Origin of the sequence: Paenibacillus sp. FSL K6-0276, from assembly GCF_037977235.1 — a bacterium.
GTDB lineage: Bacteria > Bacillota > Bacilli > Paenibacillales > Paenibacillaceae > Paenibacillus_AQ.
In genome coordinates, this window is record NZ_CP150276.1 from 834,328 (window position 1) to 858,623 (window position 24,296).

General features: G+C 41.3%; 21 protein-coding genes and 1 pseudogene. 19 read left to right on the forward strand and 3 right to left on the reverse strand.

Annotation, left to right across the window (positions count from 1 at the left end; all coding sequences use genetic code 11):
- The first annotated feature begins 14 nt into the window (after positions 1-14).
- From MHH52_RS03655 to gnpA, 4 genes are all read left to right on the forward strand, one after another.
- On the forward strand, positions 15-1,355 hold the full coding sequence (locus MHH52_RS03655; RefSeq protein ID WP_340006709.1) for an extracellular solute-binding protein: 1,341 nt from the start codon (positions 15-17) through the stop codon (positions 1,353-1,355).
- Between the two features lie 94 nt (positions 1,356-1,449).
- On the forward strand, positions 1,450-2,340 hold the full coding sequence (locus MHH52_RS03660; RefSeq protein WP_313637092.1) for a sugar ABC transporter permease: 891 nt from the start codon (positions 1,450-1,452) through the stop codon (positions 2,338-2,340).
- Positions 2,337-3,176, forward strand: a complete 840-nt coding sequence (locus MHH52_RS03665) for a carbohydrate ABC transporter permease (RefSeq protein ID WP_313637091.1) — start codon at positions 2,337-2,339, stop codon at positions 3,174-3,176. Before MHH52_RS03660 ends, MHH52_RS03665 begins: the two co-directional genes overlap by 4 nt.
- A gap of 13 nt (positions 3,177-3,189) precedes the next feature.
- A complete protein-coding gene (gnpA, locus tag MHH52_RS03670) occupies positions 3,190-5,370 on the forward strand; it encodes a 1,3-beta-galactosyl-N-acetylhexosamine phosphorylase (protein WP_340006710.1) in 2,181 nt (726 codons plus the stop codon).
- Between the two features lie 131 nt (positions 5,371-5,501).
- Here the strand turns inward: gnpA and MHH52_RS03675 are convergent, their stop codons facing one another.
- Positions 5,502-7,031 carry a flavocytochrome c gene (locus tag MHH52_RS03675; protein WP_340006713.1) on the reverse strand — a complete coding sequence of 510 codons (1,530 nt, stop codon included), beginning with the start codon at positions 7,029-7,031 and terminating at the stop codon, positions 5,502-5,504.
- A 702-nt stretch (positions 7,032-7,733) separates the two neighbouring features.
- Here MHH52_RS03675 and MHH52_RS03680 point away from each other — a divergent pair.
- The 4 genes from MHH52_RS03680 to MHH52_RS03695 all read left to right on the forward strand — a co-directional run bounded on the left by MHH52_RS03680 (position 7,734) and on the right by MHH52_RS03695 (position 10,971).
- Positions 7,734-7,916 (forward strand): hypothetical protein, encoded by a 183-nt coding sequence (locus tag MHH52_RS03680; protein ID WP_340009880.1) that lies wholly within the window; start codon positions 7,734-7,736, stop codon positions 7,914-7,916.
- Positions 7,917-8,231: 315 nt separating this feature from the next.
- Entirely contained in the window at positions 8,232-9,206 is a 975-nt protein-coding gene (locus MHH52_RS03685) for a hypothetical protein (protein WP_340006714.1), read from the forward strand.
- 390 nt (positions 9,207-9,596) lie between these two features.
- On the forward strand, positions 9,597-10,100 hold the full coding sequence (locus MHH52_RS03690) for a sigma-70 family RNA polymerase sigma factor (RefSeq protein WP_340006716.1): 504 nt from the start codon (positions 9,597-9,599) through the stop codon (positions 10,098-10,100).
- A 1-nt stretch (position 10,101) separates the two neighbouring features.
- Complete coding sequence (locus tag MHH52_RS03695) at positions 10,102-10,971, forward strand: RsiV family protein (protein ID WP_313637086.1); 870 nt, start codon at positions 10,102-10,104, stop codon at positions 10,969-10,971.
- Positions 10,972-11,276: 305 nt separating this feature from the next.
- On the opposite strand, the gene MHH52_RS03700 is transcribed toward MHH52_RS03695, so the two are convergent.
- Complete coding sequence (locus tag MHH52_RS03700) at positions 11,277-11,675, reverse strand: (deoxy)nucleoside triphosphate pyrophosphohydrolase (RefSeq protein WP_340006719.1); 399 nt, start codon at positions 11,673-11,675, stop codon at positions 11,277-11,279.
- 491 nt (positions 11,676-12,166) lie between these two features.
- Between MHH52_RS03700 and MHH52_RS03705 the strand changes: the two genes are divergently transcribed.
- The 11 genes from MHH52_RS03705 (at position 12,167) to MHH52_RS03755 (ending at position 23,150) form a co-directional block, all read left to right on the forward strand.
- Complete coding sequence (locus MHH52_RS03705; protein ID WP_340006720.1) at positions 12,167-12,745, forward strand: sigma-70 family RNA polymerase sigma factor; 579 nt, start codon at positions 12,167-12,169, stop codon at positions 12,743-12,745.
- On the forward strand, positions 12,738-13,598 hold the full coding sequence (locus tag MHH52_RS03710; RefSeq protein WP_340006722.1) for a hypothetical protein: 861 nt from the start codon (positions 12,738-12,740) through the stop codon (positions 13,596-13,598). Before MHH52_RS03705 ends, MHH52_RS03710 begins: the two co-directional genes overlap by 8 nt.
- A 208-nt stretch (positions 13,599-13,806) precedes the next feature.
- Positions 13,807-14,931 (forward strand): FAD-dependent oxidoreductase, encoded by a 1,125-nt coding sequence (locus MHH52_RS03715; protein WP_340006724.1) that lies wholly within the window; start codon positions 13,807-13,809, stop codon positions 14,929-14,931.
- Positions 14,932-15,025: 94 nt separating this feature from the next.
- Positions 15,026-16,192, forward strand: a complete 1,167-nt coding sequence (locus MHH52_RS03720) for a DUF4317 domain-containing protein (RefSeq protein WP_313637081.1) — start codon at positions 15,026-15,028, stop codon at positions 16,190-16,192.
- Positions 16,193-16,608: 416 nt separating this feature from the next.
- Positions 16,609-18,540, forward strand: a complete 1,932-nt coding sequence (locus tag MHH52_RS03725; RefSeq protein ID WP_340006725.1) for a hypothetical protein — start codon at positions 16,609-16,611, stop codon at positions 18,538-18,540.
- Between the two features lie 255 nt (positions 18,541-18,795).
- A complete protein-coding gene (locus tag MHH52_RS03730; RefSeq protein ID WP_313637079.1) occupies positions 18,796-19,701 on the forward strand; it encodes a GNAT family N-acetyltransferase in 906 nt (301 codons plus the stop codon).
- 155 nt (positions 19,702-19,856) lie between these two features.
- The gene (locus MHH52_RS03735; protein ID WP_340006728.1) at positions 19,857-20,243 is read left to right on the forward strand and encodes a VOC family protein; all 387 of its coding nucleotides are present in this window, start codon (positions 19,857-19,859) and stop codon (positions 20,241-20,243) included.
- A 37-nt stretch (positions 20,244-20,280) separates the two neighbouring features.
- Positions 20,281-21,153, forward strand: coding sequence for an aminoglycoside phosphotransferase family protein (locus MHH52_RS03740; RefSeq protein ID WP_340006729.1), 873 nt, complete (start codon positions 20,281-20,283; stop codon positions 21,151-21,153).
- Between the two features lie 415 nt (positions 21,154-21,568).
- On the forward strand, positions 21,569-21,772 hold the full coding sequence (locus MHH52_RS03745; protein ID WP_340006731.1) for a hypothetical protein: 204 nt from the start codon (positions 21,569-21,571) through the stop codon (positions 21,770-21,772).
- 9 nt (positions 21,773-21,781) lie between these two features.
- Positions 21,782-22,873 carry a glycosyltransferase family 39 protein gene (locus MHH52_RS03750; RefSeq protein ID WP_340006733.1) on the forward strand — a complete coding sequence of 364 codons (1,092 nt, stop codon included), beginning with the start codon at positions 21,782-21,784 and terminating at the stop codon, positions 22,871-22,873.
- Between the two features lie 31 nt (positions 22,874-22,904).
- Positions 22,905-23,150 carry a hypothetical protein gene (locus MHH52_RS03755; protein WP_340006734.1) on the forward strand — a complete coding sequence of 82 codons (246 nt, stop codon included), beginning with the start codon at positions 22,905-22,907 and terminating at the stop codon, positions 23,148-23,150.
- 169 nt (positions 23,151-23,319) lie between these two features.
- Here the strand turns inward: MHH52_RS03755 and MHH52_RS03760 are convergent.
- Positions 23,320-24,250, reverse strand: a pseudogene (locus tag MHH52_RS03760) (RNA-guided endonuclease TnpB family protein).
- Positions 24,251-24,296 lie beyond the last annotated feature (46 nt).

A 24,296-nucleotide genomic window follows, 5' to 3' on the forward strand; every position in this document is an offset into this window, starting at 1 on the left:
AGGGGGAATGTAAAATGTATAATGTTCGACCACGTATTACACGCATACTATGTATGATCATGATTTCGGCCTTAATGATTCCATTGTTTACAGGTTGTGCTAAAGGGGAAACGGTTGCTGATAAGGGGCAATCTACTACTCAGCCGGATACTCAGCAGGAGCAGAAAGAAGAAAAGAAGGATCCTGTTACATTGAAATTCCCAATATGGTCAACGATTACGGAGGATTTATTTACGAAGCTTGACCTTGTAAACGAATACAAAAAGGAACATCCCAATGTCACCATTGAATTGGAGCTGTTAAAGGATACGGAGTATGAAAATACAATGAAGATCCGGAATTCAGCAAACGAATTGCCAGATATTTTGCCACTGAAATCAGCATGGCTGATTAATTTCAAGGATAATATTTTGCCTCTTGATGACTTAGAAGCAGCCAAGAACAATTTATTCGCAGCTGATTTCAAGGTGGGTGATCATATTTATGGTGTACCCGAAAGCCAATTCAATGAGTATGTCTGGTATCGGAAGAGTATTTTCAAGGAATATGGACTTGAGATTCCAAAGACCTGGGGAGAGTTTGTAACTGCTGCTAAAACGATTAAAGACGGTGGCAAATATATTCCGATTGCCATGGGTGGTAAAGACGCATGGCCGGATTATCCTTTCAACGAATTTATGCCTTCTCTTGAAGCAGGAGATGGGGATTACTGGTCAACTATGGCGACGATAGATGAACCTTTTACGAAAGGCCAAGCTTTCTATGATTCTTATGTGAAAATTCAGGAACTGTACAATGCTCAAGTAATGGGCCCTGATCCACTTGGTGTTGGCTTTGATCAATCCAAACTGATGTTTGGTTCCAATCAAGCGGCGATGATTGCTCTTGGTCAATGGTTCGGCAGTGATTTGAAATCGATGACGGATGTGGATATCAATGATGTAGGTGCCTTCTTGTTACCGGTTCGAAATTCAGTAGATGAGCCATTCAATACGATTTCCATGGTAGATACGTTCTTTACAATTCCGAAAACTTCGAAGTATCCAGATGAAACGAAAGAATTCATTAACTGGTTCTTCAGTGATGCATGGTATTCTAAATATTTGACCGAGGCTCAACTTCAATCGACAGTGAAGGATGTAAAGATTGATCTAGGTACAATGTTCGATGGTGCTTTTGACGTATCAAATCTGAATTATGTGCTTAATAAAGGCGGCAATGAGGATTATAAGAAGATCGAATCGGCGATTAAGTTCGATGTGAAGAAAATGGGGCAGGACATGATGTCAGGCAAGGATTTCAATAAGATGATGCAGGAAATGAATAAGAGTTGGAAAAATGCTCGTTCCAAATAAAAATAAATCTCAATTCAAAAGTTGAGTAATGAGGAAGGTGGCTACCATTTAGATGAGCCACTTTCCTTATATAGAAAGGGATGGAGGGGTAGAAATGAAAACGATTTCTATGCAGAAAAACATACTGTTATTCAGTTTTTTATTGATTCCTATATTGCTGCTATTGATGTTCGTGCTTTACCCGCTTGTAGAGCTTGTCAGAATAAGTTTTACCGATTGGAATGGAGTGAATACCCAGCAAGTTTATATAGGTTTCGACAATTACATTAAGATGTTTACGGATTCATCAGATGTATGGCTATCACTTCGCAATAACGGCATCTATTTCATTTTTCATTTAATAATGATTCCGCTTGAACTAGCGATTGCGGTTTTATTGGATAGTAAGATTCGTGCCAGCAAGTTTTTTAAGTCCATCATATTCATGCCTTACATTATCAATGGGGTTGCTATTTCGTATATTTTCGCCTTCTTTTATAGTCCCATTAATGGTGGGTTAAATGGCATTCTTGAAGTGCTTGGGCTAGAGTCGCTCATACAGAATTGGTTGACGAATGAGTCTATAGTTAACCTTAGCTTAGTGTTTGTATCGATTTGGCGATTCTCAGGCTTCCATGTCATTTTATTCCTAGCCGGCTTACAAGCCATTCCTCAGGATCAATTCGAGGCAGCAAAAATGGATGGTGCCAACAACATTCAGAATTTCTGGTATATTATCGTTCCAGGTGTGAAAAAGGTACTAGAGGTCATTTTGTTCTTAAACGTTGTTGGGGCACTACAAGTGTTCGATATTCCGTATATTATGACACAGGGCGGTCCGGGTCATGCGAGTAGTACATTCACATTATATACCCTGGAGACGGCCTTTAAATTTAACAGCTTCGGTATGGCTTCTGCGATGGGCATCACGATGTTAATTCTCATTATAATCCTGAATGGTGTACAGAGCAGGCTGTTCAACCTAAAGGGGGTTGGTGAGGAATGACGACGACTCGTTTAGCAATCCCTATCAAAAAGCTTGCCTTGTATTTCATTCTAATTATGATTTGTATGATTATCTTCATCCCCTTGCTTATAACGTTATTCGCTTCATTTAAAACTTCGGTGGAAATTGGCTCTGAATTTGCTCTAAAGTTGCCTGCAAGCTTTGATTTCGATAACTACAAAGTTGTACTGGAAAAGGGAAAGTTTTTACAGGGATTTGGTAACTCTTTATTCCTTATTGCAGTCGGTGTCATCATTAATTCTCTATTGGGAACAATGACTGCCTATGCGATTAATAGATTTGATTTTCGCTTGAAGAAGATCATACTCGGTCTCTTTGTAGCAGGTATGATCATGCCCGGTATGATTACTGAAATTTCACGGTTTACCATTATTAAAAATCTTGGACTTTATAATACAATTTGGGCTCCGATCGTGATTTATGCAGCAACGAATCTGGTACAGCTCTATATTTATACGCAGTTCCTAAATGGTATTCCCAAAGAATTGGATGAGAGTGCGATGCTGGATGGTAGTTCGTACTTTAAAGTTTTTACTAAAATGATTTTCCCACTTTTACTGCCGGCAACTGCAACATTAGCAATTATTAAAGCGGTTGATGTTATGAATGATATGTATATTCCGTATTTGTATATGCCGTCAAGCACACTAAGAACGTTGACTACAACGTTGATGTATTTTAGTAGTTCAAAGTTTGGAAGTTGGGATTATTTAAGCGCTGCGATTATATTGGTTATGTTGCCGACACTTGTGATTTACCTTGTGTTTTCAAAGTACATTTTCAAAGGTATTGTTGCAGGTGCAGTGAAATCATAAGGAGGGATCATAGTTGAGCAGCAAAGGACGAATGACAGTACCCATAGAAGCAGGCATGGATTACGATTTAATGAAAGACATTCTTGAACGATGGGGAGCTGATGCAGTACGGAATAGTGATGGAACGGATCTGCCTGATCAGTTGCAGCAGATGAAGATAAAAGTCTATTCCACGTATTTCCCGACAAGAAATGATCAGGTGTGGGCACACGAGCATCCCGATCAACGTCAGCAAATGTACATTATGACGCCCCATATTACGGCTGTCGAGGAGTCGCTGCAAATTGAGCTAATGAAGGGCTACTATCGGGAACAGCTTGAAGTAGATTATGAACATGATCCCAAGCGATGGTGGGAAGTTATTAATCGTACGACAGGAGAAATCGTGGATCCTGAAAGCTGGAGTGTCGATCCTCTAACAGGAATTATTACCCTCCATCAGGTGAACAGATTCCATAGCTATACCGTTACATTTCTAGTCTGGCAAATTTGGGATCAGACCCAGATGTACAATCATATTACGAATCAATGGGGAGATAAGCCTCATGAGATTCCGTATGATGCTCGTCATTCGCTAACGTGGGCACATATCACAGAGTATATGAAAAACTGGCTCGAAGCTAACAAGCATGTTGATGTAGTACGGTTTACCACCTTCTTCTACCACTTCACCATAATCTTTAATGAGTTAGCAAAGGAGAAGTATGTCGACTGGTTTGGCTATTCGACGACAGTTAGTCCGCTAGCGTTGGAGCAATTTGAGGCGGAGTATGGTTACAGGATGCGTCCAGAGTATCTTGTTGATCAGGGGTATCATAATACGCCTTTCCGCAATCCGAGCAAACAGTTTCGCGATTGGATGCAATTTCAACACAAATTTGTCTGTAAACAGATTCGGGAATTGGTTGACATCACCCATCAATCAGGACGTGAAGCGATAATGTTTCTGGGCGACAATTGGATCGGTACTGAACCCTATGGCGATCTGTTTCCGTCTACTGGGCTAGACGCTGTGGTAGGCTCTGTTGGTAATGGTGCCACGTTGCGAATGATATCCGATATACCTGGTGTGAAATATACAGAGGGCCGTTTTCTTCCGTACTTTTTTCCGGATGTATTCCATGAGGGAGGCAATCCAACGGCTGAAGCAATTGATAATTGGGTAAAGGCAAGAAGAGCAATTCTACGAAAACCAGTCGACCGAATCGGTTATGGCGGTTATTTGAGCTTGGCTGCTTCATTTCCTGACTTTATAACATGTGTGGAACAGATAGGTGAGGAATTTCGGACTCTATATGATCGAATGAACGGTACGAAGGCATATACGCCTAAGTTTAAAGTAGCAGTGCTCAATTCTTGGGGCAAGCTTCGCTCTTGGCAGACTACGATGGTCGCCCATGCTCTTTGGTACAAAAAAATTTATAGCTATCTAGGCATGCTTGAGTCGTTAAGTGGATTAGCAGTTGATGTTGAGTTTATTAGCTTTGATGATGTGCTAGAGTCGGGTATACCGGAAGATATAGGAGTCATTTTGAACGCCGGGGATGCAGGAACCGCCTGGAGCGGCGACGAATATTGGGCTAATGAAGCAATCATTGCTTGCTTGAAACAATTTGTCTATAACGGTGGCGGCTTTATTGGAATTGGCGAACCAAGTGCGTTTATGCATCAGGGACGTTTCTTTCAGATGAGCGATGTGCTGGGTGTCGATAAAGAAATAGGCTACACCTTAAGCTACACTAAGTATGATCAAGAAAATACGAGCGATCACTTCATTATGGGGGGACAGGCTAAACCGATTGATTGTGGAGAGAAAGTTGAATTTATTCGCAGTGTAAGTGAGCAAACGCAAATCATTCAGATGCAAAGAGGCGACATTGCCGTAGCGGCGAATAGTTTTGGGAAAGGACGCAGCGTTTATATTGCAGGATTACCTTACTCACCGGCAAATAGCCGCTTACTGCTTCGATCGATCTATTGGGCCGCAAGTGCAGAGAATGAGATGATGACGTGGTATTGTGAGAATGTAGAAACGGAATGCGCCGTTTATTTGGAAACTGGCTGGGGAGTCGTCATTAACAACTCACTGGATCCGCAACGAACGAAGCTGTATAAAAATGCTGAGAGCTATATTGAGGTTGAGCTTAAACCGGGCGGTCATGAATGGTTTAGGGTGGATAGTTTAACTAAATAGCTCGATAAATAAGTTTTGATTGTTATTAACATAACAGAAGTAATCTCAATCCGGCTAAATAAACCAACAACGCTTGGGCATGATGAGCCCAAGCGTTGTTGTTTGCTGAGTGAAGAGAGGAAGCTGACATCTTATTGTGCTTTTACGAATTCAGCTGATTTAATACCGGCTTGGTAACCAAAAATAATGATCTCCGCAACGGAGTTACCGCCGATCCGGTTTTGACCGTGCAATCCGCCTGTAACTTCGCCTGCTGCGAACAGTCCCGGAATCGGCTTACCGCTTTTATTTAAAACTTCTGTGTTCGAATTGATTTTCACACCACCCATGGTGTAGTGAATCCCGGGACCGATTTTGATTGCATAATATGGCGCGCTGGACAAGTCGTTTTCCATTGCTGTTGTTCTGTCGAATTCAGCATCCTTTTTATTCTTCACTGCGCTGTTCCATGTATCCAAAGTGGTTTTAAGCTGATCTGCTGGAACGCCCATTTCTTTGGCTAAAGCCTCGATCGAATCCCCTTGAATGACAAAGCCCATTTTTTCATATTGCAGGATCGCTTTAGCGCGGGATTTTACGCCAGAATCGAATACAAGATAAGCCGATTTTTCAGGAAGTTTATTGATTGCGGCAGTTACATTGTCACGAGTATCCAGTTCGTTAGTGAAACGTTTGCCATCACTGGACACGAGGATCGCTCCTTCTCCGCGAACAGCTTCTCCAATGAGATAGGATTTCTCTTGCTGCACCGTTGGGTGAACTTGGATTTGGTCCATATCCACCGTTGTACCGCCGAGTTGTTCAATCACCTTAATGCCATCACCGGTGCTGCCTTCTTGGTTAGTTGTTACATACCCTTTTAAATCGGGTCTAAATTTAGCAATCATGTCCATATTGGCGCCGAAACCGCCGGTTGTTATAATGACGGCATCCGCTGCAATATTTTTCTCGTCTTTCTCGTTGAAGATGACTTTGACGCCGTCTACTTCCCCGCCTTTTTCCATAATTTCCTTCACGTTGGCATTTACAAAAATCGGAATTTCTTGTTCTTGTACATTTTTCACCAAACCGCTGACTAGGTATTGTCCTACCGCTGAGCCATCTTCAGGACGGTGTGTGCGCTTCTCCTTCATGCCACCAGTAATTGTGATATTGTTCAACCGAATCCCTTTGGAATCCAGCCAATCGATTGCACTTGCCGAATTGTCAACGAAGAAACGAAGCGTGTTTTTGTCGTTTGTACCATGACCACCTTTTAAGGTCTCTTCATAAAATAAATCATTGCTGTCTTGAATGCCTTGGTCTTTTTGAAACTTAGTTTCAGAAGCATTCATTCCCGAAGATGATTTTAATGTATTCCCGCCGGCAATCGGCATTTTTTCAAAAATAACCGGGTTCATACCATTCTCTTTTGCCTCAAGTGCAGCAGTCATCCCTGCACCGCCCGCACCAACAATGATGATATCATATTTATCTTTTAGTTGATCGATCGGTGTATAGCCAGCTTGAGACGCTCCCGAAACGGTTTCCATTTCTTTGGCCTCATCTTTTTTCGCATTGTCCTGACCCTGTTTTTGGTTCTGGTTACCGCTGCCGCATCCCGCGATCATGAGCATGAAAGAGAGAACGAGAATAAGCGTTGCTACAACTTTATTTTTCATGTTTAACCCCTCCGCTATTCTATGTTGTTATTTAGATGAACATAAAGAGTAAAGTGAATTTTTTTCACTTCACTATTCCATATCCACTTCTTACACATACATACTGCCGCGGGCTTTCTACTGAGATGCCCAAGCACATATGTCAGCACAGTCACGAAGAATATTGATATAGTGGACTCTAGTTTTGCTGCAAGCATCAATTCACATTTGGAATGGTTGAACAGAAGAATTTACAACCGCTGGCATAGTTACTTTCCATAGTACTTCCTTGTAAAATAATTAGGATTTTCCTTGAGTATGTTCTCCTGCGAATCAAATTCTATGCATGTCGTTTCCTTCACATACAAAAATGCTACACTTCATTAAGGAGGCCACTGAAAAAGTTCTTTCTAGATCATACATTTAAGGAGTCAGTCGTAACTACGGAGAATATTTGGACTTCCGGCCGCTGTTGTCTCCAGATTTCCTGAATTGTACCGCTGTTAGCGGTTAAAATCCGGAGACAAAGGCGGTCGCTATCGCTCCTCCAGTTCCAAATTTCCCCTTCGCTACGCCCCTCTAATGTTTTTAAGTTCAAGTTATAAAGGCCCCTTTTGGAGGCCCATGAAAACTCCATTCCAGGACACCCATCCTCGATCTTTTCGAGGATGGGTGTCCTGTTTTGCTGTATAATGATTGTATTAATTTCAGGTGGTGACTCGGATGATTTCAAACCAACAATCCCTTAACCTCAGTCCATTTATGGCGATTTACGATATCGTCGTACCTAAAGATAATATGCTACGACAAATAAATGACCTCTCAGGTCTCGTCGGCATGCACATGCAAGGAGCAATGGCTATATTTGCAGTAAATCTCAAAAGAATATTGACGCTATTAAAGTAAAGAGCATGAGGAATACATAAAATAAAGGCGAATTCTCACTCAGAATGGAGGGGAATTCGCCTTTAGCTGTTTAAGCTCATTTTACAGATTCTTAAAACACACGTTTTTCAGTGGCCTCTTCATTAAGGGGTAGCGTCATTGAAATTATTTCGATCTATTCTTAATGGAAAAGTTATGCTAACCATAGGAAAAAAGACAGCTTCAATTGAGAGCGATATAAAAAAAATCTTCGCCAACCCAGAAACAAACTTTTTAGGTTACCTCATACGTCTTACTTATATAAGAGACAAACAAGAATAAACGGAGGCTTGGAAGATGAAAAAACAGTTTGCAAAAAAAATTCCTTATTTAGTATTGGCGGGTTTCATTTGTGCGGTTGGAATCGGGGCGCCACAAATTTCATTAGCAAAACAGGCAAACTCAGCTCCAAAAGTGGTGAATCAGCAGTCCAAAAAAACATTGCAAAAAATAGAAATTGGTCAAAAAATTAGTGTGCCCGAACTTAAACTGAAGGAAAATACGTATGTACTTGATTACAAAATATCCGATGTTACCGGTGACTCGGCTAAAGACCAAGTGATTTTGGTCGGGACAAAAGAAAAAATTGAAGGAAAACTGGATGCGTATGCGAGTAATTTATCCGTCATCGTGCAAGATGGAAAAACCAACAGATACGATAAATATGATTGGGTGTACGAAGGAACGGACGGAAAATTGTACGGAGAACTTGGAAGAGAACCGAATTTGATTATCGGTGACTATACAGGTAACAAAGTGAACGATATTATCACAACAGCCCCTCAAGGAGGAAATGGTGGACACGTGGATCATCTGATCTTAACATGGGAAGGGAATAAACTTAAAGATGTTTTGGCAAAAGATGTTGTGGCGGATAACCAAGAACTGTACACTAATTCTCAGGCAAACTTCAGTTTGAAATTGCCCGCTTCATGGAAAGGACATTACAAGGCAAGCCAATACGCAGGTGCAAGTGCAAATAAAATCATACCGTTGGCTAAGCATGTAGTGCAGTTCGATTATACGACAAAAGATCGAAAAGATGCTGAAATGCTGCTGATGATCTCCGTATTCTCCAAAAATGATTGGAGCAGCCTCTCCAGTGAACAAGGCCCGCCTGTAGGGAGTGTAATTACGGAAGCCAACGGAATGGTGTATGTGTATACAACTCCGCAGTCCAATCCGTTTGATCTCCAGTCGAAAGACGGCAAGCTGTTTGACCAACTCTATGGTGATTTGAGCATTGGAAAATCTTTCAAACTGCTAAAATAGGTTTTTGTAGATTCAAGTTGCCCGATAGTTCAATACTTATATTAGAAATGATATGAAAAAGGATCTATATAGATATAAATAACATGATACGAGCATAATTCTTTATTTTCTGTGTCACTTCGTAACGTTCCCTAACGGAGGAAAAAATTAGAATTGCGTAAAAAACTCGATTTCCTTATGATAAGGAACATCGAGTTTTTTAATCTGACGGAACTCTTAGTAGTTCTCATTACAGCGGGGGACCCTATTTTACTTTGCGAATTAGGAAATGAACTTGAAATTTTTACATCTCACACTCATGAACCGAAAAACAAACTTTTTTAGGTACCACCCACGTCTTATCTGTATAGCCAGGAAATGATATGCGCATATCAAAGGGAGAGTCTTTAAATGAATAAGAAGTTTGAAAAGTTACTCATTGATTTTATTACGGAAAATAAAGAGAATATGTATCGCTTAGCCTTCAGTTATGTGAAAAATGCTGAAAATGCACTCGATATTATTCAGGATACGATCCATAAAGCTCTCTCTTCATCAGGAACATTGAAATCCGAAGGTTCGATAAAAAGCTGGTTGTACAGGATTCTGGTGAATACATCGATCGATTTCCTGAGAAAACAAAAGCGGATTCAAATTGTAGATGATAAGACATTGGAATTTCACAGTCCTACAGGTGGAGACGTCTACCCTGACATAGATCTGGAGAAAGCTTTGGAGGAATTGCCCCATCCTTATCGTACTGTGATTGTACTTAGATATTTTGAAGATTTAAAAATTGACGAAATTGCGGAAGTTATGAATGAAAACATCAGTACTGTAAAAACACGATTGTATCAAGGGCTCCGCAAACTTCGAATTAAAATGAGTGATGAGATTTTAGAGGAGGTAAAATAAGATGAACGAACAACTGGAACAGTTAAAAAGCAAATATAAAAATACGCCTCTCCCAGGTGAACTGGAATTCGTGGTGAAGAAAGCCATTAAACAAAGCAAAAAAAGACATATGGGTTGGATGAAGAATCTCGTTGGAGTTGGGGCAGCGGCTATTATATTGGTAACAGGCATTAATGCCAGCCCTGCCTTTGCAAAGGCTTTATCAGATGTGCCGCTGGTTGGTTCACTCGTCAAAGTACTGACTTTTACAGAGCTTAAAGTAGATGAAGGAACCGCTAAAGCCAATATCAAAGTACCGGCCATTACGAATATGGAAAATAAAACGTTAGAAGCCGCTCTAAATAACAAATATCTGGAAGAAAGTAAAAAGCTGTACAGCGATTTCACAGCTGAAATGAAGGAGTTAAAGAAAAATGGCGGGGGCCATACAGGCGTGGAAAGCGGCTATGAAGTCAAAACCGACAACGATCAGATTCTTGCCATTGGCAGATATGTCGTAAATACGGTCGGCTCATCCTCAACAACATTTAAATACGATACGATCGATAAGAAAAATCAACTTTTAATTACCTTACCAAGTTTATTTAAAGATGACAGCTATATCAGGCTGATCAGTGAAAATATTAAAGAACAAATGAGACATCAGATGAAAGCGGACCCGGACAAAACGTATTGGGTAGATGATAAAGTCAATTTTGAGAGTTTTGAAAGCATTGCTAAAGATCAATCCTTTTATATTAACAATGATGGCAAACTTGTCATTTCTTTTGATAAATACGAAGTTACGCCAGGTTATATGGGCGTGGTTGAATTTATCATTCCGACCAATGTAATTGCCGATACATTAGTAAGTAATGTTTATATAAAATAAAAATCCGTAAATTAAAAGGATGCAGCCTAGAAGTCTGCATCCTTTTGCAGTCAGATCACCTTCCACTTAGGCAGCATCAAGAACCCGTCGATAAGCAGGGCAAATTCAATTTCGAGTAATAAAAGCAACGAAAAAAATAAAGAGACCAGCGATCCAGTTCGTCCAACAAAGGAGTAAGAACAAAATCGCTGGTCTCTTTATTATTGACTAGAAGTCTAGGCTTGTATTGATCCAATGAATCCTGCTGATGGTCAATAAACGCCCAATTTAATGTGCTTTTCAAATGCTGAATAGGATTTTCCATTTTATATTGTCAGCTTCTTCTGGATTTTTTGTACAGCAGGAATATCAGCAGGTGCCCAATCTAGGGACATCAGTTCATGAGCAGATAACCATTGGATTGCAACATGTTCAGTTAAGGTAGGCTTCCTGCTTAGTAGGTGACAATAGAAAGTAGTCAGATGTACAAAGCCAAAATCATATTCATGCACGGTAGTTTCAATTTCTTCACCAATCTCAATCGCACAGTTCATTTCTTCGTTGATTTCGCGCTTTAGCGCAGCCTGAGGTGTTTCGCCTTCCTCAATCTTGCCACCAGGGAATTCCCACTTGTAAGCTAGTGTTTTAGTAGCTCCGCGCTGTGCACAGAGGATCTTATTATTCTCTATGATGACAGCTCCAACTACGTAGATATGTTTTTTCATAATTTCCCTCCGGTTATGCAGCCTAGTATTTATGTAGTCAATTCTGCATTTATAATCTTATTCTATTATAGTATTGGGGATAGGGGGAAAGTTCATGTACTCAAAATCGCCTTGCAAGCTATGTTTTGTTTCTTGATCTGCCAAAGGTTCACTCCCTTTACCCCCCCAAAAAAAAATTCAGCTCGAGGTCGCTATAAGATACTTTTGTACGAACGCTGAAGGAGGTCCTCTGTCTCCATTTGGTGAACTATAAGTCGTATAACGTAACATCACTATCTTTAAATGTACAGCCGCCCCATTGATCTTCATAATGCCAATTTCCATCACAAATCCTCCAACGTTCACTGCGTATTCTAGCTATCGCACAATTTCATCGGAAGATTTGTTAATGGTTTGGGCTTTTCTACGTATTAACATATGTAAGTTTCTTCACAACAAATTGCGCAATTTGTTTAGCTTTTCGATGAAGGTGAGGTGGAAGGAGGGTGGAGATGGAGGTTATCCAGGGTACTGCGGATCGTTACAAGAATATCGAAAGATCACGCGATACCATCATGTCAAAAGAGGAATTTACTCGGATGTATGATACGTATTACAAACGTGTTTACAAATATATTAGTTATCGTATTAATAACCACCACGTGTCGGAGGACATTTGCAGTCAGGTATTTGAGACCGTGATGTGCAAGTATTATAGCTTTTCAGAAGAAAAATCGAATTTTGAGGTTTGGCTGTTTGCCATTGTTAGGAACGCTGTGACGGATTACTTCCGGGGGCAGAAGAAAAGAAGCTACACCTCACTAGATTCTTTGCTGGAGCTGATATTCCCCAAGCCGTCTCCTGAGGAACTGGCGATTCGTGAGGATAATAATCAAGCACTGTTCAAGGCGCTCTCCAAGCTACGTGAGAAGGAGCGTAATATCATTGCAATGAAATATGGGGCTGGGCTGAAAAATTCCGAAGTTGCACAGATCATGGGAGTCAGTGAGTCCAATATTGGCGTCGTATTGCATAGAAGTCTGAAAAAACTGCATATTTCCTTAAAAGCAGGAGGATTCAACCATGAATAAGAAAAATGATGATCTCACAACATTCAGCAAGACCATAGAGCTGCTTGAGAATGTCCAACAGGATAGCACTGCCGCCAAGGAAAGAATCTATAACCGCTTAGTATACAAGCTGGACCATGGAGCCCTTGAACCCAAATCAGAGAAAAAGGACGGGATAACGATGAAAAAAAGCAGCTGGAGAAATGCAATAGTGATTGGTAGTGCAGTAATTTGTCTGGGTGGAGCATTCTCTGCAACTTCCTATGCACAGGATATGTTCCAATCGATTATGGCAAAGTTTGAAGTGGGAAATCTCGAAATCACGCAATACGATAAGGAAATCCCCCAAGCAGCACAGTCAATTACTCCATCTGAAGATGCTCAAGGAGGGGAGAATGTTACCATTGATTTGCCGGTTCCGGCTAAGTTGAGCCTGGATGAAGCGCGTACGGAGCTTGGAATGAACTTCCCAGCACCAGACTGGATGGCAGACTATGAGTTTGTGAATTGTGTTCTGCAGGGGACCAGTATGGTTGAAGTGCAGTACAAGTCTGGAGAGAAAACTGTCAATTTTCTAATCTCCAAGGGCGGCGACAATGGGATCAGTACTACGGAAGAAGTAAAAACAGAAGTAATCAACGGGACTAAGGTTTATTTTGCAAATGGAACTGTAATTTGGGAAAAAGATGGCTTTACCGTTGAACTGTATGCCCAAGAAGACTTTGACAAAGTTACACTTGGGAAAATCATCGATAGTTTTAACATTGGAGCTCCTGTCCAATCCTTAGGGGCTGAACAAGCGAAAGAGAACTTGCAGAAGAATGAAGCGGTAGTTACAGCTCCGGTTTCGGTTCCGGTTGTAGATTCAAAATAAAAGGCCTACTTAGGGTAGTAGATGCCCATAGATGCACATAGAGAAGACGCGAGGGGAGTTCCCTGAGCGTCTTTTTTTTGAGTGCACCAATATTATGCTTATAAAAAACATGGTATTATTCCAATACGATTAATTTATACAGGCATTGCTATTGGGGCTGCGATTTTATATTTATTAATTAAAAGTGATAACTGAAGGGACTTCGGACATGAAAAAGGTTATTGTAATTGGTGCAGGGATATTAGGGGCTTCAGCGGCATATCAGATAAGTAAGTTAGGTGCCGATGTCACAATTATAGATCGTAAAGATGCAGGACAAGCAACGGATGCAGCAGCAGGGATTATTTGTCCATGGTTATCTCAACGCAGAAACAAAGCATGGTATCGTCTTGCTAAGGCGGGAGCAAGCTTTTATCCAGCACTTATTCAGGAGTTGGAAGAGGCCGGAGAAGCCGAGACTGGATATGCAAAAGTAGGAGCGATATGTATTCATGATGATTTGAAAAAATTGCTCGCGATGAAAGAAAGAGCGGAACTTCGCAGAGAGGACGCACCTGAAATAGGGGAACTTACGATGCTGACGGATCGTGAAGCACAAGAGAAGTTTCCATTATTGTCGGAAGGTTATCATGCGCTTCATGTATCGGGTGCAGCAAGAGTGGATGGACGTGAATTGCGTGAAGCTTTGCTAAGGGCGGCACAGCGTAACGGTGCGCAAATGATTGAGGGAGATGCTATTCTAGAGCATGATGATCATGAAATTAAAGGTGTTAGAGTAGGAGATCAGACATTCACCGCGGATGAGGTTATTGTGTGCGCAGGTGCCTGGTCCAATGCTGTGCTTCATCCGCTCGGGATAATGATCCAGGTGCGTTATCAAAAGGCTCAAATTATGCACTTGAAGCTTGCTCAACAAGCCAATACAGAGCAATGGCCTGTGGTAATGCCGCCTACAGATCAATATATACTTGCATTTGCAGATCAAAATATCGTGGTAGGTGCTACTCACGAAAATGATGTCGCACGGTATGATACCTCTGTAACCGTAGGTGGAATGCAAGAAATTTTAAATAAAGGTCTTCAGACGGCTTCCGGTCTTGCAGATTGTAGCCTAAATGAGATAAGAGTAGGGTTCCGTCCTTTTACTGCAGATTTTCTTCCAGTGCTAGGAAGGGTTCAAGGATGGAATAAACTAATTGTTGCTAATGGACTAGGGTCATCCGGATTAACGATGGGACCCTTTCTTGGTGAGCAGCTAGCCAAGCTAGCCATGAATCAACAGGTAGATATTCAGCTTGAAGACTATGCATTAGAGCATGCCATAAATGAGTAGAACGAACACGTATAAAAAACCCTTCTAGCGAAGGGTTTTTATATCATTTATACTGAAAAGACCAATTTACTTCCTAGGAGTTGTCTAACGAATCATGATAAAGAAAGAAGTCGCGCATATACGCAAGCAATTTAAGCTAGATCACGATTTAATGAATATTTACGATATTCTCAACGTGTATATTATGAAGGAAAGTAACGAGATCTATCATTGGGAGCGCCAGCCGTTTGGAATGGTGGACAGAGAGAAGCAGGAGCTGTACATGGGCAATTTCAAAAAACTGCTGACCGGCGAACTGGATCAGAAGTTGTTCGAGTTGAGGTTTCAGGAGGAAGCGGAGGAGCCAACGCAGGTAATGCTTCACCAAGCTTTAGTGACAGGTGATCCGGATGAATGGCAAGACTTGATGCTGTTGTTGGTGGATAAAATGATGGCGGATACCCATTATGAACGGGATACGGTGGTCACTTTCGTTCGCGGACAGTATTTCCGGCCGACCAAAGATAGAAACGATGAAACCGAGGAAAGTGAGAAAAACGAACTATTCGCGCATCCGTTTATTCTATGCAGCGTGAATTCCACGGAGAAGCAACGGAAAGCTCTCTTATTTGATTATGTGGAGCGGGAATTCAAGTACAATGTCATTGTAGATCCGATCGTTAAGTTAAGTACGCCGGAGCAGGGCTTCTTTTACCCGAGCGTGACGGACAATTATTCCGATGTGAACCGCATTCTGTATTGTACGGGAAAATCGAACTTTCCAGATCCGCATTTCATCGGGCAGGTCTTGAATGCCGAAAGATCCGTGACGGCACTGGAAGAGAGAGCTATTTTCGAAGACATCGTGAAGGAAGTGGCGGGTGAACAACTTGACGCGACCACCATTGCTCAGCTGTACGAGGAAATCCACCAGGTCATCGAAACCAACGAAGATCAGGAAGAACCTCCAAAGCTCGACTATAGAGATGTGGAACGCGTGCTGAAGGTAAGCGGCGTTGAGAACGTGACAACGGAAAAAGTGGAACGGGCGTTTGAAACGATCGTTGACGATAAGCATTATGAGATGAAGGCGAGCAGCGTGATGCCGAAATTCACTACAAAATCGATTAAGATCGATACAAAGGTAGCCACGATTTCGGTCAGCCCGCAGGATTTAAAGTATGTGAAACAGGTGAATTATCAAGGGAGACGCTGTATCTTGATTGAGGTCGACGAAGATGCTGTGATCGAAGGGTTCACACTCACTACTGAGACGCTTTAGACTCTTTTAACAGCGGGCTATCCTTAAAGTCTTTGATAAAGACTTGGTATAGCCCATTTTGTTCTTTTATCAAATGCACATAACAACTACAACTCAAACCAGCTGCTTATTCCACACGTGCTGAAGTAGATATGCTGTTTTACAGAATTGTTATCAAACTATTAAAAAAAGTAGGGTTGTTCAAAACCCTTGAAATAACTGATGAAATAGCAATTATTTTTAATTTTGCAAACGCTCTCCTCAAAATGAATTGGCACTATTTAGCACCTGATATTCCTCTGAATTGGATATTTTATTTAGTTATTGTTTTATTTCAATAGGATAATGTTACCTTACAGTAACACTGTCCTAGGTTTGTAGGACTATAATAAGACGGTAATCGACACCAACCTTAATAAACCATCGGAGGTAACACAATGAAAATAAAAAAAACATTATCCGTTGCATTATGTGTAGCGGCTGTAGCATCCTTCTCATCCCAAGCAATGGCGAATCCAGTCGCAACACCAACAAGTTCAACAGTAGCAGCATCCACTAATCAAGTGGGACAAAAGTTTACACTAGCAGGTGTTCAAACGAACGCAAATACAGTATTGATAGCAACAAGAACTGTTGATCTTGATTTGGATGGAGTGAAAGATACTCTATATCTCATCGGCGACAAAAATGAATCTACTGATTTCAGCAATATTAATCTCATCGTTGTAAATGGCAAAACAAACAAAGTGTTAAACGCCGGTATTAAAGACTTCGGTGGTTTGAATGCAAAAATTAGCTATGTGAATGATTTCAATAATGACCATGCACTTGATGTAATGATTACCGCGTACTCAGGTGGTAACAAAGGATCTACCAATGCTAGAATCGTAACCTTTAAGAACGAAACACCTTCCATTATTCTGGGCGGAGACTTGAAGATCAAAGGTGAGCGTTCATTATTCCAAACATTAGAAGCGGTTGATGTGGAAAATGATGGTGTAAATGAGCTGCTTGGAATCAGAACCATCTATGGCGATTCTAATGCCGAGGTAAAAGGCTATGAAAAAGTATGGTTCGCTTTCAAAGATGGCGAATTCAAAGTTAGCAAAACAGAAACTACCAAAGAAGACCCATTTAAGCAACCTGCACTTGGTGAACAGACTGTTGGACAACCTTTCGCATTGCAAGGTGTTAAGACAACAGATAAAACCGTTCTTATCAGAAAACAAGTTAATGATGTTAACAAAGACGGCGTTCAAGATAAAATCTATCTGTTCGGAGACAAAGCAGATGAGCTTGGTTATGTAAGCAACATCAATCTAGTTGTTGTCGATGGCAAAACAAACACAGTGAAAGATTCAAACATCACCGGTTTCGATGGCTACAAACCGGAAATTCAATGGATCGGTGATTTCAACGGCGACAAAGCAAATGATGTAATGTTTACAGCATACTCCGGTGGTAACAATGGTACGACAGATGCGTACATAGTATCTTTCTCAGGCGATAAGGCACAATCACTTCTGAGTGAAAAGCCAGTTGTTGATGGTAAACCAGCATTTTTCGATACTTTAGAGCAATTAGATCCTAATAAAGATGGTTTATATGACCTGGTAGGTTCTAGAAAAATTCATGGCGACGCGACTTCTGTAGTTACAGGTGTGGAAAAAACAACTTTCTCATTCAAAGACGGTGCTTTCAAGGTTGTTAATAAAGAAACAATTAAAGCCGATAGCAAGCCAGTGACTACTACACCAACTCCTTCAACTACAACTACAACTGGTGAATACACCGTTGGCAAACGCTTTGAGCTTAAGGGAATTCCAACAACAGCAAAAACAATTTTGCTGGCAAAACAAACAGTGGATGTAACTGGTAATGGCGTTGCAGATAACGTATTACTGATCGGTAACAAGGATGCCGCAAATGGTGGTCTGGTTACGGATATCAACATCGTCGTTATCGAAGGTAAGACTAAAAAAGTGATTAACAGTAATATCAAAGACTTCACGGGTTACCAGCCAAAAATCAACTTCGTTGGAGATTTCAACGGAGATAAGTCCAAAGATGTCATGATTACTGTATACTCTGGCGGTAACAGCGGCAGCACTGATGCTTATGTAGTATCCTTCAAAGACAGTCGTGTTAAAGTTCTTCTTAACGAGTACGTGAAAGTGAATGGCAAGCGTTCGCTCTACAATACAATGAAGGCTTCTGATGTAGATAAAAACGGAGTCTATGAGATTGTTGCAACAAAAACGATTCATGGTCAAGCTACTTCCGTAGTTAAAGGCGAAGAAACTTCTGTTCTTACTTACAAAAATGGAGCATTTCAAGTTAAATCGACGACTGTGAAGAAATCTAAATAATCTTATAGCAAAGCTAATACCTAACAGTGAGGGAGTCTCCTGGTAGCCATGAAAGTGGTTATCGGGGGGACTCCCTTTTGATTTTTGAGTCGGATTGACTTGTGCACTTGGTGAGAACGACTATAACTAAACTCTCCCTTGCTGAGCGTGGCCTGCTTCATCCATTATTTAACTAAGAGATCATTTGCAGCTTAGAACAAACCATCATCCAAAATATTTTGCAGCACCATAAAAGATTGGAGACGATGTTTATTAATGAAAGACTTTGTAATTCGAAATCCGAAGGATGAAGATGCGGAGCAAATTGAAGGCATGGATTTTGTTCTAAAAATGCTATATCTGTATCATGGCGATCTGGATAAGCGAAATATGTTCTGCGCAGTGAGTGGCGACGGAGAGGTTCTGGCCGTTGCTCATCTGATGGAGCATGATACCTTTCATGCGGTTGGGCATGACGAAGACCCAAGTTTTAAACGATATCTTAATTACGAAATCGTATTTGCGGAGAACGCCGAGGATGAAGACATCAAAGCTGCGCTGATCGAAGCATTGATCGGACGGTCTAGAGAAATTAAAGCACAATATCAAGACAAGCGTATTATCATGGCTCAATATATCGACACAGATAATCTCCAAGAGTTGAGCTTCTGTCTAGCACGCGGATTTACGATTTGCGATACGATTGTCGTGTTTAAATTTGACCTGAGTAGAGAGATTCCTGAGTATCCTTTACCAGAAGGTGTTCTGGTGAAGCCAACTGCACTGAACAATAGTGAAGCTCAGGAACAATATCGTCAAGCTGAACTCGCTTCCTTTGACGGTGTGGCGTGGAGTCTAAACCATTTGGGATGGATGCAGGGATCGCCCGAAATCGTTAATTTCTGCGCGTTTCATGGCGATCAATTGATCGGCAACACCTCAACCTGGAGAATCACCGACGAGAGAAGTGCAACGGAGAATGTATTCGTCATTCCTGAATGGCAGAAAAAAGGTGCCGCTCGTAACATCATCTGCACCGCACTGGATTATCTAAAAAAGCAGGGAAAAACAACCGCCACATTGGGCACGCATGGAGACAATAAGAAGGCCATTCGTCTATATACTCAGATTGGTTATGAGTTGTACGGTTTCAGATTTACCGTTTGCTATGAAATCCATTAAACAGATTACTAGATTATCAGCGAATGCTCGCTACTATGCTCTGTAGAGTTTCTACAGAGCTTTTTATTATTGTTATAGTTCATTTCAATATTTTACCGCCTATGCTACTATAGCTACGATTGAAAAGGAATAATTTAGAATAGTAGGAGGGTTTTATGGAAATCGGTGCGATCACTTTTTTTGTAAAAGACATGGAAAAGATGGTTACATTCTATCGGGACGTCATGAATATGGCTATAGAATGGGATGGTGGCGTATTTACCGGGGTCCAGCTAAAGAGTGGTGTGTTTTTTAATTTGTGTCAGCGGGATGCGCTTAGTATTTCAGGGCTAGATTATCCTAATGGGTTAAATGGGACGATGGAAGTCTCATTTGGCGTTCCCTCACCTGAAGATGTCGACAAGGAATTTGAGCGTCTGGTGAAGGCAGGTGCAACTCTTATAAAAGAACCTATTTCGCAGCCCTATGGGTTGCGTGAATCTATTGTGGCTGATCCAGAAGGGAATTTGATTGAGATCGTAGCGGGTATTCCACAAAAATAATAGGGTATATACAATCACCCGAAAGGAAGAACTACTCATGAGAACCCCAATAAGTATCGTAAAATGGCTGGAACACCATGAAATCATGGACGAGCTACTCCATCATGAAGACAGCTTAACCACGCATCCGATGGATCATGGCTTTGAAGCTGAGGTTCTAAAGATCGGTTTAGATCAGGAGAGCTATGTCTTAAAAACGTGGAGTAAGAGCTCCAAACCGGATGTTCAGTTCCAATATCGATTATTGGATGTCCTGTCTGAACGAGGGGTAGCCGTCTCTAAACCAGTGGGGTGGGGGATCAACCCGGACGGGAATAAGGTATTGTTAACAAGCTTTGACGGAACGCCAATTCATAAAGTGAATGATATGACAATGAAGAAGCTCGCGAGCATTTTAGCCAGAATTCATCAAATAGATTTTGTTGAGCTTGAACATATACAAATACCTAAGTACGATTTCATCGATTACTTTTTTCCAGAAGCAAGAGAGCACGCAGACCTTAATCAAGCATTGATTTCTCTAGTGGAGCAAACGCCAATGAAGCAAGAATGTATCATTCATGGGGATTTCCACATAGGAAATATAGTAGAGGAAAAAGAGCGATTTACCGTCATTGATTGGACGAACGGACAGTTGGGAGATCCTAGATATGATTTTTCATGGTCACTCATTCTACTGAAAATTCACATCTCCGAGCGTTATGCTGATGTGTTCCGTTCCGCTTATTTATTGGAGCATTTTATGGAGCAGGAAGAGCTTGAGGTCTTTGAAGCATGGGCTTGTCTTAGATGGATCCTGCTGAATAGACGAGGCAGTACACCTAAAGGGCCTAATGTAACGAAGAGGGTAAAGAGTTTAATTGGAAGTAATAGATTCCTGAAAGATTTGGATTTCCTAGGGTTTGAATGATCTTCATCTCAAAAAGAATTACAATACAGACCGCAACCCTTTGCGAGGGAGGCGGTCTATTTACGTTTGTTCGCTGCGAGATTTCAACACATCGGACGTTCATTTGATTTTCAGTTTGGGTGTTTATAATGCTTTTAATGAATCGGGGGATGTGCTTGTATAGGACTTCGACTGTGTAAAGGAGGTTTTCCATGGTAAGGGCAATTCAGAAAACCTTGTATCTCATACTTGCATGCTTCATAGGGCTGTTTATCGCTTCCTCCTTTTTTATCCAGGCGAAATATAATTATTTCGTATATGGGGACACACCCGTTTTGGAGAAGCAATAGCTCGGCCTTTTTATTTTAGGGATTGCTGTGGTGCTCGTATTAAGCGTTATTTTGTATAAAATGTGCCTGAAGCTTAATCAGTATAGTTGGAAAATCGCCATCCGGCCACATTGCTATGTTCTTTTTCCATTCAGCTCGCGATCATCTTCCTGTTTCCCCGCTTGCCGACGGATGATTCGCAGACCGTGCTTTCATTGGCACTCGATATGCTGTACCGGAATGATTATTCATCTTTTGACACGAGCGGTTATCTGCATATGATTCCGTTTAATTTCTCGATTGTTGTGTAATTAAAGACGTTGCTACAGTTATTTCCGGATTATTATCTGGTGATCAAAATATTCAATATTCTATTTACACTCTTAACCTCGTTAATGATTTACCTGCTGTATAAAGAGCTCAATGATAAGTCTAAGGATCATGATTATGGCATTCTTGTGTTTGCCGCAACCTATATTCCTTCGCTGTTCATGAGTAATTTAATCTATAACGATGTGATAGCCACCGCCTTCCTGACAAGTGCCTTATATTTTGCCGTGAAATTTATAAAAAGAAGGTCCATGAAGGATATTCTCTTCGCAGCTACCTTACTGGCAGTTGGTAACTATTTCCGAAGCATTGGTATTATTTTTCTGATTACTATGGTATTCAGTCTTTTGTTCAACATACGTGCGATCGGGGTGAAAAAGGCTCTAAGCGCTTTGTTTATCACAGCTTTATTGTTTAATGTTCCCGGCTGGACGCAAAATGCTGTGCTGCAGTCGACGAATGTCGTAGATGAACCGATTAATACAAATTCCGCACGTGTTTATATGTGGCTGAATATGGGGGTCAATCTGGAGACGTTTGGTTTCTGGGATAACTGGCAGAGCTATACGATCGCAGAAAGTACGAAGCTATTTAAAGTGGAAATCAGCAATAAACTCTCCGAGGCGAGCCTAAGTGACTTAGTGAAGATGTATTATAAAAAGATCGTTTGGACCTGGACGGAAGGAACATACCAGATGGAACGATATGTGCTTGGGAATGACGGATCATCTAGTAACGGTGGAAGAATGGGTTTTGTCATGGACCGTTATAGCTACACTAACACTGCTACGGATTTATTTAAGGCGGATTCGAGTTACCGAAGCGGGCTGCTGTGGTTGCTGTATGTTCTGAATTTCCTGATGTATGTTTGTATACTCATCCGCTTAATTGGTGGAATAAGAGCCAAAAGATATGAGGAGACCTCTTTGATTCTTGTGGTGCTAGGCTTTATCGGATTCTATCTTTTGTGGGAGATTAAGTCCCGGTATATTTATCCGGTGTATCCGCTGCTGATCGTGTTATCCTACATGGGATTTAAAGATGTATATGATTATATGTTAAAAAGATATTTTCCACGTTGACCATTTTTGCTCGGAAAGAGGTGGTTCAAAGATGCGGACCAAGCGATTTCTTGCTTTGATTATAGCAGTGCTTAGCTGTTCCATGGTGCTAGTCTCCTGTGAGGCCATTACCGCACAGAAGATATCGAGTACCGACTCTGGGTCAAGGGCGAACGGGGGACAGGGGTTTACCGATGGCAGGGCCAAAGATGGAGGTGGCTCTCCCGGCATGAATGGAGGGACAAGAAGAAATGGCAGCCAAGGTACGGATGGCGGCAGCGGGCAAAGCGGACGGTAGTGAAAAAATTTCATGAACTTGTCCCAAGCCTAATAAGATTAAGTGTGATAGGATAAGATTACATGTGAACTACACACCACCTAAGAGGTGGGTGCTTCTTGGTCAATAGAGCTACCGCTCCAAGTTACCCCAAGCTTGCAGGCTAGTTCCTAACCCGATCATTGCCATTTTACATGACTAATTTTAGAAGGTTTAGAGCTGCAATCCTGTCTCTGTCGTGCTCAGTATGACATTCAGGACAAGTCCATTCCCGTACAGCCAGGTTTTTCACTTCTGCATTCTTGTAGCCGCAGCAAGAACAAATTTGGCTGCTTGCATAATGTTTGGGCGCAATGATCAATGTTCTGCCGTACCATTCCGATTTATAGGTAACCATTTCTCTGAACAGACTCCAAGAGACTTCGGATAAGGCTTTCGCTAACTTGTGGTTCTGCATCATGTTCTTTACACGCAGGTCCTCCAGAACGATTACTTGGTTATCGCTTATCATTCGGGTGGACATTTTGTGCAAGAAATCTTTACGTTGATTCGCTATCTTTTCATGGAGCTTGGCCACCTGGAGTCGTACTTTAGACCGGTTATGACTCCCTTTTTTCTTACGTGACAAGTCCCGTTGTAATTTGGCCAAGCGTTTTTCGGATTTGCGAAATTGTTTTGGATAGGGTGCAGGATTTGATTCGCCCTGTGAATGGACGGTGGATCTTGATGCGTATTCTTGTCTTAAGCTTTGGAATTTTCATCCTTCCATCTTGAATCGTGATCGTTCCGTTTTGATTGTTTGTTGTGAAGCTGTAGTGGTTCGTTTTTTTGCTTTTGAAGTGGGGGAATCCGACATTCTTATTCCGAAAGAATTGGTTGTACGCATTCTCCAATTGGAGCTGGGCATTGGCTAAGGCAAGGCTGTCTACTGTTTTAAGCCACGGAAAGGCTTTCTTATATACAGCAGGTGTATTTTTCAGCATTTTTCCTGTTTGTTTATAGTGCCCGATCTTATCTGCAAGCATCTTATTGTAGATGAAGCGAACACAGCCGAATACGTTAGCAAAATAGTGTTGTTGTTCAAGCGTGGGGTATATCCGGTACTTGTACGCTTTAAGGATGAGCAAGTCGCGCCACTCCTTTCCATACATTAACAGGAGTATTATA

What these genes read in the sequence shown, in the direction of transcription:
- MHH52_RS03725 (WP_340006725.1), top strand. Translation starts at nt 16,609, where the DNA reads ATGAAAATAAAAAAAACATTATCCGTTGCATTATGTGTAGCGGCTGTA.
- MHH52_RS03675 (WP_340006713.1), bottom strand. Translation starts at nt 7,031, where the DNA reads ATGAAAAATAAAGTTGTAGCAACGCTTATTCTCGTTCTCTCTTTCATG.
- MHH52_RS03680 (WP_340009880.1), top strand. Translation starts at nt 7,734, where the DNA reads ATGATTTCAAACCAACAATCCCTTAACCTCAGTCCATTTATGGCGATT.
- MHH52_RS03685 (WP_340006714.1), top strand. Translation starts at nt 8,232, where the DNA reads ATGAAAAAACAGTTTGCAAAAAAAATTCCTTATTTAGTATTGGCGGGT.
- MHH52_RS03655 (WP_340006709.1), top strand. Translation starts at nt 15, where the DNA reads ATGTATAATGTTCGACCACGTATTACACGCATACTATGTATGATCATG.
- MHH52_RS03660 (WP_313637092.1), top strand. Translation starts at nt 1,450, where the DNA reads ATGAAAACGATTTCTATGCAGAAAAACATACTGTTATTCAGTTTTTTA.
- MHH52_RS03695 (WP_313637086.1), top strand. Translation starts at nt 10,102, where the DNA reads ATGAACGAACAACTGGAACAGTTAAAAAGCAAATATAAAAATACGCCT.
- MHH52_RS03715 (WP_340006724.1), top strand. Translation starts at nt 13,807, where the DNA reads ATGAAAAAGGTTATTGTAATTGGTGCAGGGATATTAGGGGCTTCAGCG.
- MHH52_RS03700 (WP_340006719.1), bottom strand. Translation starts at nt 11,675, where the DNA reads ATGAAAAAACATATCTACGTAGTTGGAGCTGTCATCATAGAGAATAAT.
- MHH52_RS03710 (WP_340006722.1), top strand. Translation starts at nt 12,738, where the DNA reads ATGAATAAGAAAAATGATGATCTCACAACATTCAGCAAGACCATAGAG.
- MHH52_RS03705 (WP_340006720.1), top strand. Translation starts at nt 12,167, where the DNA reads ATGGAGGTTATCCAGGGTACTGCGGATCGTTACAAGAATATCGAAAGA.
- MHH52_RS03740 (WP_340006729.1), top strand. Translation starts at nt 20,281, where the DNA reads ATGAGAACCCCAATAAGTATCGTAAAATGGCTGGAACACCATGAAATC.
- MHH52_RS03720 (WP_313637081.1), top strand. Translation starts at nt 15,026, where the DNA reads ATGATAAAGAAAGAAGTCGCGCATATACGCAAGCAATTTAAGCTAGAT.
- MHH52_RS03690 (WP_340006716.1), top strand. Translation starts at nt 9,597, where the DNA reads ATGAATAAGAAGTTTGAAAAGTTACTCATTGATTTTATTACGGAAAAT.
- MHH52_RS03665 (WP_313637091.1), top strand. Translation starts at nt 2,337, where the DNA reads ATGACGACGACTCGTTTAGCAATCCCTATCAAAAAGCTTGCCTTGTAT.
- MHH52_RS03755 (WP_340006734.1), top strand. Translation starts at nt 22,905, where the DNA reads ATGCGGACCAAGCGATTTCTTGCTTTGATTATAGCAGTGCTTAGCTGT.
- MHH52_RS03735 (WP_340006728.1), top strand. Translation starts at nt 19,857, where the DNA reads ATGGAAATCGGTGCGATCACTTTTTTTGTAAAAGACATGGAAAAGATG.
- MHH52_RS03730 (WP_313637079.1), top strand. Translation starts at nt 18,796, where the DNA reads ATGAAAGACTTTGTAATTCGAAATCCGAAGGATGAAGATGCGGAGCAA.